Origin of the sequence: Klebsiella sp. A52 (assembly GCF_018388785.1) — a bacterium.
Lineage (GTDB): Bacteria > Pseudomonadota > Gammaproteobacteria > Enterobacterales > Enterobacteriaceae > Klebsiella > Klebsiella aerogenes.
The window spans coordinates 715774-731639 of sequence record NZ_CP074437.1 but is presented as its reverse complement, the minus strand read 5'-3'; the positions used below and the strand labels follow the sequence as shown (position 1 = coordinate 731639).

The window sequence follows — 15866 nt, the reverse complement described above, 5'->3', positions numbered from 1 at the left end:
GCCGTGAAGATTTTGATTGTCGAAGATGAGAAGAAAACCGGGGAGTACCTGACCAAAGGGCTTACCGAAGCCGGATTCGTCGTCGACCTGGCCGACAACGGCCTTAACGGTTATCACCTGGCAATGACCAGCGATTACGATCTGCTGATCCTCGATATCATGCTGCCGGACGTCAACGGCTGGGATATCGTGCGCATGCTGCGCGCCGCCAATAAAGGGATGCCGATCCTGCTGCTCACCGCGCTTGGCACTATCGAGCATCGGGTGAAGGGGCTGGAGCTGGGCGCCGACGACTATCTGGTGAAGCCCTTTGCTTTTGCGGAACTGCTGGCGCGGGTACGTACTCTGCTGCGTCGCGGGGCGGCGGTAATAGTAGAAAGCCAGTTTCAGGCGGCCGATCTCAGCGTTGATTTGGTCAGCCGCAAGGTGATGCGCGGCGCGACTCGTATCACCCTGACCAGTAAAGAATTCACTCTGCTGGAGTTCTTCTTGCGCCATCAGGGCGAGGTGCTACCCCGCTCGCTGATCGCGTCGCAGGTGTGGGATATGAATTTCGACAGCGACACTAACGCCATCGACGTGGCGGTGAAGCGGCTGCGCGCCAAAATCGATAACGACTTCGAGCCGAAGCTTATCCAGACCGTGCGCGGCGTCGGCTATATGCTTGAGGTGCCGGATGGCCGCTAAGCGCCCCTTTTCGTTGGCCACCCGGCTGACCTTCTTTATCAGCCTCGCCACCATCATCGCTTTCTTTGCCTTCACCTGGATCATGATCCATTCGGTGAAGGCTCACTTTGAAGAGCGCGACGTTCACGACCTCAAGCAGCTCAGTACCACGCTTGAGACGGTGCTCAACCATGCCGACTATCCGCAGGAGCGGCGGCTGGAGATCTTAAAAAACGTGATCGGCGGCTACGCTAACGTCTTTATCTGTCTGGATGATGCCGAGGGCAATATTCTGTTTCAGTCGCCAGACGGCCCGGAACTCAGCCATATTATGAGCACGCCGGGGCTGGCGATGAAGTTGCGCGACGGTAATGTGATTTCATGGACCGACCCGCAGCCGCGGGAAATGGTTCATGATAATCATCAAATGGAGACCCGCTCCTGGCGGCTAATCATGTTGCCGCTGGGCAAACAGGCGGACGGTAAACCGGCCTGGCATCTGCTGATGGCTTTATCGATCGACTTTCACCTGCACTATATTAATGAGCTCAAAGCAAAGCTGATTTCCGCGGCGTCGATAATCAGCCTGTTGATTATCGCCATCGTGCTGTTTGTGGTCTATCAGGGGCATAAGCCGATTCGCCAGATCAGCCGCCAGATCCAGAATATTACCTCGCGGGATCTCGATGTACGCCTTGACCCACAGGCGGTGCCCATCGAGCTGGAACGGCTGGCGCTGTCGTTTAACCATATGCTGGAGCGGATAGAGGATGTCTTTACCCGCCAGTCTAATTTCTCCGCCGATATCGCCCATGAAATCCGTACGCCGATTACCAACCTGGTGACGCAAACCGAAATCGCCTTGAGCCAAAGCCGCAGCCAGCAGGAGCTGGAAGAGGTGCTCTATTCCAATCTCGAAGAGTTTTCGCGCATGTCGCGGATGGTCAGCGATATGTTGTTCCTCGCCCAGGCGGATAATAACCAGTTAATCCCTGAACAACGGGCGCTGGATCTGGCCGAGGAAGTGAATAAGGTGTTTGAGTTCTTTGAAGCGTGGGCGGAAGAGAAAGAGGTGGCGCTGCGTTTTGTCGGTAGCCACTGCCGGGTGATTGGCGACCCGCTGATGCTGCGGCGGGCAATCAGTAACCTGCTGTCGAACGCGATCCGCTATACGCCGGCCGGACAGGCGGTGACCATTCAGTTGAGCGAAAGCGCCGAGAAGATTCGCCTGGTGGTGGAGAACCCCGGCGCGCCGATTGCTGCTGAACATTTGCCGCGCCTGTTTGACCGTTTCTATCGCGTCGACCCGTCACGCCAGCGCAAAGGCGAGGGCAGCGGTATCGGTCTGGCGATTGTAAAATCGATTGTCAGCGCCCATCACGGTAGCGTGGCGGTGCAGTCCGATCAACGATCTACGCGTTTTATTGTGGTATTACCAAAATATGCGCAATAACGACCTCATCTGACGGCTTCGTCATAATGCGGTCACGCTGGCGACAGAGCCATTATTTTATCCTTCCTGTTGATGACTCACTATTTGTTAATCTTCAGGGAGTAATAGAATGAACACAGTACGCACTATCGTGGCTATCAGCGTTATTTTTGCAGCAAGTGTGGCGAATGCTGCGGAAATGACCCATCACAACGCGGCGTTGGCGCATGAGATGATGAACAACGGGCAGTCGCCGGCCCATCAGCAGATGGCGCAGGGGCATCTTGCGCAGGTGGGCGACAATCTTGCCTCCCCGAAACAGCCGCGTTCTTTTTCACAAATGAATGAACATGAACAGGCTGCGGTATTTCATGAATCGCTGAATAATGGCCAGGCGTTTGCCCATCAGGCGGAAGCAAAAGCGCATCGCCAACAAATTCCAGCTCTCTAATCAGTGGTGGAGGTGATGGGGGCGAGTTGTCTGGATAATGTCTGAGAGATAGCGGGCAGCGCCAGGCGGCTGCCCGCAGTATTGCCGTTCTCTTACTCTTCGAAGTACCAGTAGCCCTGATTAATCAGGCGCGTCAGTTCGCTAACGAATGCCGGATTTTTCAGGCCGCTGCCGAGCTCTTCTTGACCTAATGAGGTATAGCGGCACAATGCATCCAGCGCTCCGGCATCGGTGGTATCCAGCTGTTCGCTATGTACGAAGAAGCTGTCGCCGATATGCAGAACGCGCAGGCCGCTCAGGCGAGAAAGCTTTTCGCCGCCCAGCAGCGCATCGACCACTTCCGCTTCTTCATATGCCGGTTCCGCCGGAGCAATGTCCAGCTCGTGACGCGGCGTGGTGACGAAACTGCCGAACCACTGCTTGAAGTCTTCGGGTTGGCGAATCATGTCGATCATCATGTTGCGCAGACGTTCGAGTTCATACTCTTCAACCCGGCCCGGATGCTCGCGGCAGGTGAGATCAGGATCGCTGTAGTGTTCGCCGCCGAGGTCGTTTTCCAGCACATAGTCGGCGAAGCTGCTGATCAGGTCGCGGCCGTTTGGCCCGCGGAAGCCGACGGAGTAGTTCAGTGCCGTTTCGTGGGTCACGCCGTCGTGCGGGAATCCCGGTGGAATATAGAGGATGTCGCCCGGCTCCAGATCTTCATCAATGATCGGTGGGAACGGATCGACGTGCAGCAGTGCCGGATGCGGACAGAACTGACGCATCGGCAGCTTATCGCCCACGCGCCAGCGGCGGCTGCCCATGCCCTGAATAATAAAGACGTCATACTGATCGATATGCGGGCCCACACCGCCGCCGGGGACGGAGAAGGAGATCATCAGATCGTCTAAACGCCAGTCAGGCAGTACGCGGAACGGGCGCACCAGTTCGGCGGCCGGCATATGCCAGTGGTTTACCGCCTGGGCCAGCAATGACCAGCCGCTTTCGCCCAGCCCGTCGAAATGCTCAAATGGACCGTTACTGGCCTGCCATTTACCGTTAACCAGGCTGACCAGCCGGCTATCGACTTCCGGCTCCATGGCTAACCCGGCCAGTTCGTCTGGCGTAATGGGGTCGATGAAGTTCGGAAACGCCTTCTTTAATACGACCGGCTGCTTTTGCCAGTACTTCTCTAAAAACTCGGGCCAGTTAATGTTGAGTTGATAAGCCATAGATTATTACCAATAGGAAGAAACGGCTCTGATTATAGAAAGGAGAGGAAGTTGAGCGCTTTGTCATGGGTCAAGAGTGGTGCTTAATTCACCATTGGCGTGATAGCGGCGGTGGGTGAACGAGAAAAATCGCGTTTTCGCAAAAAAGTAGTTTCGGTAGAGAATGCGCTGCAGGCCGCATGAATACTGGGTTTTATCGGTTCTGTCTTAACGAGGATAAACGTGAAAAGTTTAATTAATGAGCGCTTGATAAGTTTTTTGTATTTTAAGGCTTGCTATATCTCAGCAGCTCCCTATAATGCGCTCCCACTGACACGGCAAATGTGAATCACTTCACACAAACAGCCGGTTCGGTTGAAGAGAAAAATTCTGAAATTCAGGGTTGACTCTGAAAGAGGAAAGCGTAATATACGCCACCTCGCGACAGAGCGCTAAAGCGCGTCGCAACTGCTCTTTAAAAATTTATCAGACAATCTGTGTGGGCACTCAAAGTGACATGGATTCTTAACGTCCTCGGACGAAAAATGAATACCAAGTCTCTGAGTGAACATACGTAATTCATTACGAAGTTTAATTCACGAGCATCAAACTTAAATTGAAGAGTTTGATCATGGCTCAGATTGAACGCTGGCGGCAGGCCTAACACATGCAAGTCGAGCGGTAGCACAGAGAGCTTGCTCTCGGGTGACGAGCGGCGGACGGGTGAGTAATGTCTGGGAAACTGCCTGATGGAGGGGGATAACTACTGGAAACGGTAGCTAATACCGCATAACGTCGCAAGACCAAAGTGGGGGACCTTCGGGCCTCATGCCATCAGATGTGCCCAGATGGGATTAGCTAGTAGGTGGGGTAATGGCTCACCTAGGCGACGATCCCTAGCTGGTCTGAGAGGATGACCAGCCACACTGGAACTGAGACACGGTCCAGACTCCTACGGGAGGCAGCAGTGGGGAATATTGCACAATGGGCGCAAGCCTGATGCAGCCATGCCGCGTGTATGAAGAAGGCCTTCGGGTTGTAAAGTACTTTCAGCGAGGAGGAAGGCGTTAAGGTTAATAACCTTAGCGATTGACGTTACTCGCAGAAGAAGCACCGGCTAACTCCGTGCCAGCAGCCGCGGTAATACGGAGGGTGCAAGCGTTAATCGGAATTACTGGGCGTAAAGCGCACGCAGGCGGTCTGTCAAGTCGGATGTGAAATCCCCGGGCTCAACCTGGGAACTGCATTCGAAACTGGCAGGCTAGAGTCTTGTAGAGGGGGGTAGAATTCCAGGTGTAGCGGTGAAATGCGTAGAGATCTGGAGGAATACCGGTGGCGAAGGCGGCCCCCTGGACAAAGACTGACGCTCAGGTGCGAAAGCGTGGGGAGCAAACAGGATTAGATACCCTGGTAGTCCACGCCGTAAACGATGTCGACTTGGAGGTTGTGCCCTTGAGGCGTGGCTTCCGGAGCTAACGCGTTAAGTCGACCGCCTGGGGAGTACGGCCGCAAGGTTAAAACTCAAATGAATTGACGGGGGCCCGCACAAGCGGTGGAGCATGTGGTTTAATTCGATGCAACGCGAAGAACCTTACCTACTCTTGACATCCAGAGAACTTAGCAGAGATGCTTTGGTGCCTTCGGGAACTCTGAGACAGGTGCTGCATGGCTGTCGTCAGCTCGTGTTGTGAAATGTTGGGTTAAGTCCCGCAACGAGCGCAACCCTTATCCTTTGTTGCCAGCGGTCCGGCCGGGAACTCAAAGGAGACTGCCAGTGATAAACTGGAGGAAGGTGGGGATGACGTCAAGTCATCATGGCCCTTACGAGTAGGGCTACACACGTGCTACAATGGCATATACAAAGAGAAGCGACCTCGCGAGAGCAAGCGGACCTCATAAAGTATGTCGTAGTCCGGATTGGAGTCTGCAACTCGACTCCATGAAGTCGGAATCGCTAGTAATCGTAGATCAGAATGCTACGGTGAATACGTTCCCGGGCCTTGTACACACCGCCCGTCACACCATGGGAGTGGGTTGCAAAAGAAGTAGGTAGCTTAACCTTCGGGAGGGCGCTTACCACTTTGTGATTCATGACTGGGGTGAAGTCGTAACAAGGTAACCGTAGGGGAACCTGCGGTTGGATCACCTCCTTACCTTAAAGAACCTGCCTTTGTAGTGCTCACACAGATTGTCTGATGAAAGTAAAGAAGCAAGGCGTCTTGCGATTGAGACTTCAGTGTCCCCTTCGTCTAGAGGCCCAGGACACCGCCCTTTCACGGCGGTAACAGGGGTTCGAATCCCCTAGGGGACGCCACTTGCTGGTTCGTGAGTGAAAGACGCGCGCCGACATATCTCAAAACTCATCTTCGGGTGACGTTTGAGATATTTGCTCTTTAAAAATCTGGATCAAGCTGAAAATTGAAACGACACACAGTCAATGTGTGTTCGAGTCTCTCAAATTTTCGCAATCAGAAGTGAAACATCTTCGGGTTGTGAGGTTAAGCGACTAAGCGTACACGGTGGATGCCCTGGCAGTCAGAGGCGATGAAGGACGTGCTAATCTGCGAAAAGCGTCGGTAAGGTGATATGAACCGTTACAGCCGGCGATGTCCGAATGGGGAAACCCAGTGTGATTCGTCACACTATCGTTAACTGAATACATAGGTTAACGAGGCGAACCGGGGGAACTGAAACATCTAAGTACCCCGAGGAAAAGAAATCAACCGAGATTCCCCCAGTAGCGGCGAGCGAACGGGGAGCAGCCCAGAGTCTGAATCAGCTTGTGTGTTAGTGGAACGGTCTGGAAAGTCCGACGGTACAGGGTGATAGTCCCGTACACCAAAATGCACAGGTTGTGAACTCGAAGAGTAGGGCGGGACACGTGGTATCCTGTCTGAATATGGGGGGACCATCCTCCAAGGCTAAATACTCCTGACTGACCGATAGTGAACCAGTACCGTGAGGGAAAGGCGAAAAGAACCCCGGCGAGGGGAGTGAAAAAGAACCTGAAACCGTGTACGTACAAGCAGTGGGAGCACCTTCGGGTGTGACTGCGTACCTTTTGTATAATGGGTCAGCGACTTATATTCTGTAGCAAGGTTAACCGTATAGGGGAGCCGCAGGGAAACCGAGTCTTAACTGGGCGTTAAGTTGCAGGGTATAGACCCGAAACCCGGTGATCTAGCCATGGGCAGGTTGAAGGTTGGGTAACACTAACTGGAGGACCGAACCGACTAATGTTGAAAAATTAGCGGATGACTTGTGGCTGGGGGTGAAAGGCCAATCAAACCGGGAGATAGCTGGTTCTCCCCGAAAGCTATTTAGGTAGCGCCTCGTGAACTCATCTTCGGGGGTAGAGCACTGTTTCGGCTAGGGGGTCATCCCGACTTACCAACCCGATGCAAACTACGAATACCGAAGAATGTTATCACGGGAGACACACGGCGGGTGCTAACGTCCGTCGTGAAGAGGGAAACAACCCAGACCGCCAGCTAAGGTCCCAAAGTCACAGTTAAGTGGGAAACGATGTGGGAAGGCACAGACAGCCAGGATGTTGGCTTAGAAGCAGCCATCATTTAAAGAAAGCGTAATAGCTCACTGGTCGAGTCGGCCTGCGCGGAAGATGTAACGGGGCTAAACTGTGCACCGAAGCTGCGGCAGCGACACTATGTGTTGTTGGGTAGGGGAGCGTTCTGTAAGCCTGCGAAGGTGGCCTGTGAGGGTTGCTGGAGGTATCAGAAGTGCGAATGCTGACATAAGTAACGATAATGCGGGTGAAAAGCCCGCACGCCGGAAGACCAAGGGTTCCTGTCCAACGTTAATCGGGGCAGGGTGAGTCGACCCCTAAGGCGAGGCCGAAAGGCGTAGTCGATGGGAAACAGGTTAATATTCCTGTACTTGGTGTTACTGCGAAGGGGGGACGGAGAAGGCTATGTTAGCCGGGCGACGGTTGTCCCGGTTTAAGCATGTAGGCGGAGGTTCCAGGTAAATCCGGTACCTTATTAACGCTGAGGTGTGATGACGAGGCACTACGGTGCTGAAGTAACAAATGCCCTGCTTCCAGGAAAAGCCTCTAAGCATCAGGTAACATCAAATCGTACCCCAAACCGACACAGGTGGTCAGGTAGAGAATACCAAGGCGCTTGAGAGAACTCGGGTGAAGGAACTAGGCAAAATGGTGCCGTAACTTCGGGAGAAGGCACGCTGATATGTAGGTGAAGCCCCTGCGGGTGGAGCTGAAATCAGTCGAAGATACCAGCTGGCTGCAACTGTTTATTAAAAACACAGCACTGTGCAAACACGAAAGTGGACGTATACGGTGTGACGCCTGCCCGGTGCCGGAAGGTTAATTGATGGGGTTATCCGTAAGGAGAAGCTCTTGATCGAAGCCCCGGTAAACGGCGGCCGTAACTATAACGGTCCTAAGGTAGCGAAATTCCTTGTCGGGTAAGTTCCGACCTGCACGAATGGCGTAATGATGGCCAGGCTGTCTCCACCCGAGACTCAGTGAAATTGAACTCGCTGTGAAGATGCAGTGTACCCGCGGCAAGACGGAAAGACCCCGTGAACCTTTACTATAGCTTGACACTGAACATTGAGCCTTGATGTGTAGGATAGGTGGGAGGCTTTGAAGCGTGGACGCCAGTCTGCGTGGAGCCAACCTTGAAATACCACCCTTTAATGTTTGATGTTCTAACGTTGGCCCCTTATCGGGGTTGCGGACAGTGTCTGGTGGGTAGTTTGACTGGGGCGGTCTCCTCCCAAAGAGTAACGGAGGAGCACGAAGGTTAGCTAATCCTGGTCGGACATCAGGAGGTTAGTGCAATGGCATAAGCTAGCTTGACTGCGAGCGTGACGGCGCGAGCAGGTGCGAAAGCAGGTCATAGTGATCCGGTGGTTCTGAATGGAAGGGCCATCGCTCAACGGATAAAAGGTACTCCGGGGATAACAGGCTGATACCGCCCAAGAGTTCATATCGACGGCGGTGTTTGGCACCTCGATGTCGGCTCATCACATCCTGGGGCTGAAGTAGGTCCCAAGGGTATGGCTGTTCGCCATTTAAAGTGGTACGCGAGCTGGGTTTAGAACGTCGTGAGACAGTTCGGTCCCTATCTGCCGTGGGCGCTGGAGAATTGAGGGGGGCTGCTCCTAGTACGAGAGGACCGGAGTGGACGCATCACTGGTGTTCGGGTTGTCATGCCAATGGCATTGCCCGGTAGCTAAATGCGGAAGAGATAAGTGCTGAAAGCATCTAAGCACGAAACTTGCCCCGAGATGAGTTCTCCCTGAGACTTTAAGTCTCCTGAAGGAACGTTAAAGACGATGACGTTGATAGGTCGGGTGTGTAAGCGTAGCGATACGTTGAGCTAACCGATACTAATGAACCGTGAGGCTTAACCTTACAACGCCGAAGCTGTTTTGGCGGATTTGAGATGATTTTCAGCGTGATACAGATTAATCAGTGCGTCGATAAGACGGGCTGGTAAAACAGAATTTGCCTGGCGGCGATAGCGCGGTGGTCCCACCTGACCCCATGCCGAACTCAGAAGTGAAACGCCGTAGCGCCGATGGTAGTGTGGGGTCTCCCCATGTGAGAGTAGGGAACTGCCAGGCATCAAATAGAACGAAAGGCTCAGTCGGAAGACTGGGCCTTTTGTTTTTGTGTTTTGCGGCCAGACGCGCCGCCGTCTTCCCCGGTGGCGCTGCGCTTACCGGGGCTACCGCTCCTTCCCCGGGCTACACCGCCTCCGGGGAAACACCCTGCCCAGCCGCCTGGTCCGCTAACATCAGTAATACCTATCACACTAATAGCTCTCAGTATAATTGTCCTTATTAATTATATGGATTATCTTTCCTGCGTGATGACATCAACGCATCACTTCTCCTGAGGGAGAAAAATAGAAAGCAAATCGCTTATTTCTCATCCTGTTAACTGGTTATAAATTCAATGAAAAAACCGCTAATTGGGATTCTGACATTAGCTTATGGATTGAGCTTGCCTGCATTCGCTGCTGATACCGCTACATTAACCATCTCCGGGCGTGTGGCGACACCTACCTGCAGTACCAATATCATTAATGAAAAAGCTCAACAGCGTTGCGGGCAAAATACTTACCTCATTAACACGCAAAATATGGCAGTCCCTTCTCATGGGGTGGTTACCCAAACGGTGAATTTACCGAATGATGCGAACAGGAAAATAATTATCAGCAGCTACGATTAATCACCCACTTATATTTCCGCGCCATTATATTGCCCAGCGGCGAAATAATGGCGCGCTGCTATCAGCCATAAAAATCAGCCATTTGTGGGCTTGAAAATTTATTCCCGCCGCTTAATACTTCTCCCCCCGCTTATTTCCATGAACGACAGGGTTTTCCGCTCTTTTTGGGATTGATGCGATACATCATTAACACTTTGTTAACTTGATCTGGTTTAAGTGACGGTAAATTTGATATACAAATAGGGTAGATTGCCTGTACGGACGCTGCCCGGAATGCCTTGCGATGAATGTTGCAGGTCATCGGCTGGCAATATGAGAATATAAATGAAAATCCTGCTTAACTGGCCGCCGCTGCGCCAGATCGTTACTTACATTCAGGAGCGCTTTACCTTTCTGGTTCTGCTCTGCTGGCCGGCGATTATCTGGCTGTTCTGCCGGGTTGGCGTGTGGCTTACCGATAGCGCCTATCAACTGCTGGGAAAATCGCCAGCCCACTCTTTCACTGTTTATCTTCAGCCATTTATGACGCCGGGCACGTTGCTGCGCATTTCTATCAGCTGGATTGTGCTGTTATTCATCCTTTTCAGTATGGCGATGGCCTTCACCTGGGGGTTACGCCGCTTTATGAATCGTCAAAAATAAGCCATCGGCGCAGCGCCTGGTTCAGGTTTATGCCATCTCACCAATTGTCTTGCGAAAACGCAGCAGCGCAATGGTAAAGAAAGCGCTGCCGATAGCGAACAAAATTAAAAACTGCGGCCAGACGATGGCAAAGCTGGCGCCGCGGTACAGTATCGCCTGCGCGAGGCTGACGAAGTGGGTGGTTGGCATGGTCAACATAATGTCCTGAACCAGCTGCGGCATACTCTCCCGTGGCGTGGATCCGCCGGAGAGCATCTGCAGCGGCAGCAGCACCAGGATCATCAGTAGCCCCAGTTGCGGCATAGAACGGGCGAGCGTGCCCATAAAAATGCCGATGGAGGTGGTGGCGAACAGGCTGAGCGCTACCCCCAGCATAAACAGCGGGATCGACCCCTCAATCGGTACCTGCAAAATTCCCTGCACCATCAGCAGTAGCGACAGCCCGGAGACAACCAGTACCACTAGCCCCATCGACCATATCTTGGCCATCATTATCTCAAACGGCGTTACCGGCATCACCAGTAGGTGCTCAATGGTGCCGTGCTCTCGCTCGCGGATAAGCGCCGAACCGGTGAGGACAATGGCCAGCATGGTGATGTTGTTGATAATCGCCATCACCGCGCCGAAGCGCTCTTGTTCAAGGTTAGGGTTAAAGCGCATCCTCACCGCCAGCTCCACCGGCAGCGTACTGTTGTCGCGATAGCGGGCAACAAAGCTGTTCACTTCACCGCTGATAATATTCTGGATATAGCCGTTGCCGGTAAAGGCCTGGCTCATTCGCGTGGCGTCGACGTTGACCTGCACCTCCGGCTGACGACCGGCTAGCACATCGCGCTGGAAGTTTGGCGGAATATTAATGGCGAATGTGTATCGTCCGGCATCCAGCCCGGCATCCATTTCATCGGCGCTGATCAACTCCGGCGTTAAAAACCATGGCCGATAAAAGCCGTTAATGATCCGCGATGAGAGCTGTGATTTATCCATATCGGCAATAGCGATAGGCGCCAGGTGTAGAGAGCCGGGCATTACCGTGGCCGAGGAGTAAACCGACACGGTAAAAGCAAACACGATCAGCGCCAGCATCGCTTTATCGCCGAGCAGGCTGCGCAGCTCTTTGATGCCGAGGTTATAAATATTGCGTAATCCGCGCATCATCCCTCCTGTTTCTTCAGCAGCAACACGCTCAGCCCGAGCACCAGCGGCACCGCAATCAATAGTGGAATGAACGAAAACCACAAATCACTAATATTCAGCGCCTTGGAGAAGGTACCGCGGGCGATGGTCAGGAAATGGCTGGTCGGGTAGATTTGTCCGATCCAGCGACCTGGCCCCTCCAGAGACGCCACCGGGTCGATCATCCCGGAGAATTGGGTGGCCGGAATCAGCGTAATAATCGCGGTACCGAAAATGGCGGCGATTTGGCTCTTCATAAATGTCGAGATCAGCAATCCCAGCCCGGTGGCGATGGTGACATACAGCAGCGCCGCCAGGGTGAGGGTCAGGAAACTCCCCTTATGCGCAACGCCAAACACGAAGACCGACAGCGCGCACAGCAGAAAGAAGTTAAACATGCCCAGCACGATGTAAGGCAGCTGTTTGCCGAGCAGGAATTCGCTGCGGGTGGTCGGCGTCACGTACAGGTTGATGATCGAACCAAGCTCTTTTTCCCGCACCACGCTCAGCGCGCTGAGCATCGCCGGGATCATCATCAGCAGCAGCGGGATCACCGCCGGGACGATGGCCGGCAGGCTCTTCACGTCCGGGTTATAGCGATAGCGGGTCTCGATGGAAATGAGCGAAGTATCACGATTCGGGCTACTTTGCCGCCCGGCCATCTCCTGCAGCCAGGCCAGATGCATCGCCTGCACGTACCCGCGCACCGTTTCGGCGCGATTTGGCATTGCGCCGTCCACCCACACGCCAATCTGCACCGGCGTACCGCGAGCGATATCGCGGCCAAAGTTCGGCGGAATTTCTATCGCTACCGCCAGCTCGCCGTTACGCATTCGACGATCCAATTCGTCATAACTCTGCAGTGGCGCCTGCTCGATAAAGTAGCGTGAGCCAGCAATGTTCTGCGACCAGTTCTGGCTGCTGATCGTTTGATCGCGGTCGAGGACGGCAAAGCGCAGATCCTCGACATCCATGCTGATCCCATAGCCCATGATAAACATCAGGATCACCGTTCCCAGCAGCGCCAGCGTCGATCGCACCGGATCGCGGCGCAGTTCCAGCGCTTCGCGGCGGCTATAGCTAAACAGGCGGCGCAGGCTGAATGACTGGCGTGGGGACGCGTTCTTGTGGTGTGATGCGACAGCAGGCGGCGCGGGCGTTGTAGAGGCAGAAACGGTCGGCTGTGTGGCATCCGCCGCCTCCTGCAGCCAGGCGATAAACGCCTCTTCGAGGCTGGCGGAGCCACGTTGCTCAACCAGCGCCTGCGGCGTATCGCTGGCCAGCACTTTGCCGGCGTGCATCAGCGAGATGCGATCGCAGCGTTCCGCCTCATTCATAAAGTGGGTGGAGATGAAGATGGTGACGCGATCCTGCCGCGCCAGGTCAACCATCAGTTGCCAGAACATATCGCGCGCCACCGGGTCGACGCCGGAGGTGGGTTCATCGAGGATCAGCATCTCCGGGCGATGAATTACCGCGACCGCTAATGACAGGCGCTGGCGGATCCCCAGCGGTAGAGCGGCGGGGAGCGCGTCTTCAACCTCGGTCAACATAAAACGCTCGCTCATTTCAGCGACCCGGCCGGCTATTTCATGATCCGGAATGTGAAACAAGCGGGCGTGCAGCTCCAGGTTTTGCCGTACGCTCAGTTCGCTATAGAGCGAGAAAGCCTGCGACATATAACCCACTCGCTGGCGGGTGGCGATATCTTTCGGGTCGACCGGTTGGCCAAACAGCCAGGCCTCGCCTTCGCTGGCGGGCAACAGGCCGGTGAGCATTTTCATGGTGGTGGATTTGCCGCAGCCGTTAGAGCCGAGGAAGCCAAAAATTTCGCCACGGGCGATACGAAAGTTAACGTGGTCGACGGCGACAAAGTTGCCGAAGCGCATGGTCAGGCCGCGCGCTTCAATGGCGATCTCTTCCTCGCTGCCGTCGCGCGGCGGGATGACCACGTCTTTATGCGCCAGGCGCTGCGCTTCCGGCAGCAGGGCGATAAACGCCTGCTCCAGGGTCTGGCTGCCGGTCTGTTTTTTGAGCGCCGCCGCGCTACCGGTCGCCAGTATCTCGCCAGCGTTCATCGCCACCAGCCAGTCGAAGCGCTCGGCCTCTTCCATGTAGGCGGTAGCGACCAGTACGCTCATTTCCGGCTGGCGCTGGCGAATGCTGTCGATTAGATCCCAGAACTGCGCGCGGGAGAGCGGGTCGACGCCGGTAGTCGGTTCATCAAGGATGAGTAGCTGCGGGTCGTGGATCAACGCACAGCACAGCCCGAGCTTTTGTTTCATTCCACCGGAGAGTTTACCGGCAGGGCGATCGCGAAACGGCGCCAGCCCGGTGCTCTGCAGCAGTTCGTTGATGCGTAGTTCACGCTCGGCTTTATCATGACCAAACAGGCGGGCGAAGAAGTCGACGTTTTCATAGACCGATAACGTATGGTAGAGGTTTTTCCCCAGGCCCTGCGGCATCCAGGCGATTTTCGGGCATACCTGCTGGCGGTGATGAACGTCGCGCATATCGCCGCCGAGCACCATCACGTTACCCTGCTCGATGGCCCGCGCCCCGGCGATAAGCGAGAGCAGGCTTGATTTGCCGACCCCGTCCGGGCCAATCAGGCCAACCATACGCCGCGCCGGGATCGCCAGGTTGATATCGCGCAACGCGATGGTGGCGCCAAACTGCTGGCCAACGTTTTCCAGCAGGGCGACGGGAGGCGAAGTATCCTGCGGCGTGAGTTTCATTGCGGCAACCTCACCGTCAGCGCTTCAGGCCAGCTTTTCTGCTTATCCAGTCGTACCCAGGCCATCCCAGGCAGGCCGGTTTTGACATATTCCAGATGCTGTTCCAGCAGCTCTGGCGGAATGCGCGCCTTGACGCGGAACATCAGCTTGAGCCGCTCGTCGCTGGTTTCTACCGTTTTTGGGGTGAATTGCGCGACGCTGGCGACAAAGCTAATATTTGCCGGGATCACTAGATCTGGCGCGGCATCCAGGATCAAGCGCGCTTCACTGCCGAGCGCCAGGAGACCCGCCTGTTCCGTTGGCAGGAAGAAGGTCATATAGACGTCTGCCAGGTCGACCATGTTTAATACCCGCCCCCCGGCGGCCAGCACTTCGCCTGGTTCGGCGACGCGGTACTGGATGCGGCCGTCGCGCGGCGCTTTCAGCTGGCTATCGTCAATATCGGCGAGGATCCGCCGCTCGGTGGCTTCGGCGGCTTCAACGCGGGTTTTAGCCTGGATGATGCTGGTGCGGGCAGCCTCGATGGCGGCGCGGGCGGCGGAGACCTGCGCTTTCGCCGATTCCAGCGCCGCGCGGGCGCTTTCAGCGGCCGCGCGATCGTCATCCAGCTGCTGAGCGGAGACGGCGCCGCGCTGTGAAAGAGTGCTGGAACGGACGTGACGTTTAGCGGTGGAGTCTAGCTCCGCCTGGCGCTGTTTCACCACCGCTTCGGTGGCGCGCATTTCGCTCTGCCGCTGGTCGAGTAACGCGTTGGCGGCGGCAACCGCGCTTTGCGCTTCTTTGATTTGCGCGGCGGCTTCGAGGCGCTGCTCGTTAAGTACCCGCGTATCCATCCGCGCCAGCACATCGCCTTTATGGACGAACTGCCCCTCTTTGACCAGAATCGTCTCGATACGCCCGGCAATTTTGGTGGCGATATCGACTTCCGTCGCCTCGATGCGGCCATTACTGGCGGCGAAGCCCGGCGGTAGCCCAGCCTGGCGCAACATCCACCATGCGGCGGCGATGACCACCGCTGCAACTACGATATACCCGGTCCAACGTCGTTTGTTCTTGTCCATACGCGACTCGCTCTGTTCCATATTGCTGAGTGGTGCGCGTTTCGCTATTTCGCCCGGCGGGACGATAAAACAAAAGGGAGATAAGGCCGTCCGGCGCAAAATCCTGTTACGTTGCCAACCGGTGGGGAAGATGTGCTTTTAGAGTGGTCATCATCAGCAATCCTGGCCTTAAATGAAACACGCATATTTATAATCTGGATACTAACATCGGTAGCGTCAAAGTCCATATATAAACTATGGAATTGCGACCCCCTCGCTATAATGACTGAGAAATACGCTATCCCTAT

General features: G+C 55.0%; 9 protein-coding genes, 1 tRNA gene and 3 rRNA genes. 9 read left to right on the top strand and 4 right to left on the bottom strand.

Going from position 1 to position 15866, the window contains the following annotated elements; all coding sequences use genetic code 11:
* Positions 1 to 3: 3 nt before the first annotated feature.
* The 3 genes from cusR (at position 4) to KGA69_RS03365 (ending at position 2549) form a co-directional block, all read left to right on the top strand.
* Positions 4 to 687: a copper response regulator transcription factor CusR gene (gene cusR, locus KGA69_RS03375; RefSeq protein ID WP_047046104.1), complete on the top strand. Its 684-nt coding sequence runs from the start codon at positions 4 to 6 to the stop codon at positions 685 to 687.
* Entirely contained in the window at positions 677 to 2119 is a 1443-nt protein-coding gene (locus KGA69_RS03370) for a Cu(+)/Ag(+) sensor histidine kinase (protein ID WP_047078540.1), read from the top strand. Before cusR ends, KGA69_RS03370 begins: the two co-directional genes overlap by 11 nt.
* A gap of 109 nt (positions 2120 to 2228) precedes the next feature.
* Complete coding sequence (locus tag KGA69_RS03365; protein ID WP_045394792.1) at positions 2229 to 2549, top strand: hypothetical protein; 321 nt, start codon at positions 2229 to 2231, stop codon at positions 2547 to 2549.
* 92 nt (positions 2550 to 2641) lie between these two features.
* Here the strand turns inward: KGA69_RS03365 and KGA69_RS03360 are convergent, their stop codons facing one another.
* Positions 2642 to 3763, bottom strand: coding sequence for a ribosomal protein uL16 3-hydroxylase (locus tag KGA69_RS03360; RefSeq protein ID WP_045394793.1), 1122 nt, complete (start codon positions 3761 to 3763; stop codon positions 2642 to 2644).
* A 592-nt stretch (positions 3764 to 4355) separates the two neighbouring features.
* Here KGA69_RS03360 and KGA69_RS03355 point away from each other — a divergent pair.
* From KGA69_RS03355 to KGA69_RS03330, 6 genes are all read left to right on the top strand, one after another.
* A 16S ribosomal RNA gene (locus KGA69_RS03355) occupies positions 4356 to 5895 on the top strand.
* Between the two features lie 85 nt (positions 5896 to 5980).
* Positions 5981 to 6056 (top strand) — tRNA-Glu (locus KGA69_RS03350).
* A 182-nt stretch (positions 6057 to 6238) separates the two neighbouring features.
* Positions 6239 to 9143 (top strand): 23S ribosomal RNA (locus KGA69_RS03345).
* Positions 9144 to 9239: 96 nt separating this feature from the next.
* Positions 9240 to 9355, top strand: a 5S ribosomal RNA gene (gene rrf, locus KGA69_RS03340).
* Together the 16S, 23S and 5S rRNA genes with 1 tRNA gene alongside form the textbook arrangement of a ribosomal RNA operon.
* Before the next feature lie 334 nt (positions 9356 to 9689).
* Positions 9690 to 9965, top strand: coding sequence for a DUF2574 family protein (locus KGA69_RS03335; protein WP_020079736.1), 276 nt, complete (start codon positions 9690 to 9692; stop codon positions 9963 to 9965).
* Positions 9966 to 10289: 324 nt separating this feature from the next.
* The gene (locus KGA69_RS03330) at positions 10290 to 10607 is read left to right on the top strand and encodes a hypothetical protein (protein WP_020079735.1); all 318 of its coding nucleotides are present in this window, start codon (positions 10290 to 10292) and stop codon (positions 10605 to 10607) included.
* Between the two features lie 27 nt (positions 10608 to 10634).
* Here the strand turns inward: KGA69_RS03330 and KGA69_RS03325 are convergent, their stop codons facing one another.
* The 3 genes from KGA69_RS03325 to KGA69_RS03315 are packed head-to-tail and all read right to left on the bottom strand — an operon-like array spanning position 10635 to position 15579.
* The gene (locus KGA69_RS03325) at positions 10635 to 11759 is read right to left on the bottom strand and encodes an ABC transporter permease (RefSeq protein WP_047043805.1); all 1125 of its coding nucleotides are present in this window, start codon (positions 11757 to 11759) and stop codon (positions 10635 to 10637) included.
* Positions 11759 to 14518, bottom strand: coding sequence for a ribosome-associated ATPase/putative transporter RbbA (gene rbbA / locus KGA69_RS03320; protein WP_213292807.1), 2760 nt, complete (start codon positions 14516 to 14518; stop codon positions 11759 to 11761). Before rbbA ends, KGA69_RS03325 begins: the two co-directional genes overlap by 1 nt.
* On the bottom strand, positions 14515 to 15579 hold the full coding sequence (locus KGA69_RS03315) for an HlyD family secretion protein (protein ID WP_213292806.1): 1065 nt from the start codon (positions 15577 to 15579) through the stop codon (positions 14515 to 14517). The genes rbbA and KGA69_RS03315 overlap by 4 nt, the downstream gene beginning before the upstream one ends.
* Positions 15580 to 15866 lie beyond the last annotated feature (287 nt).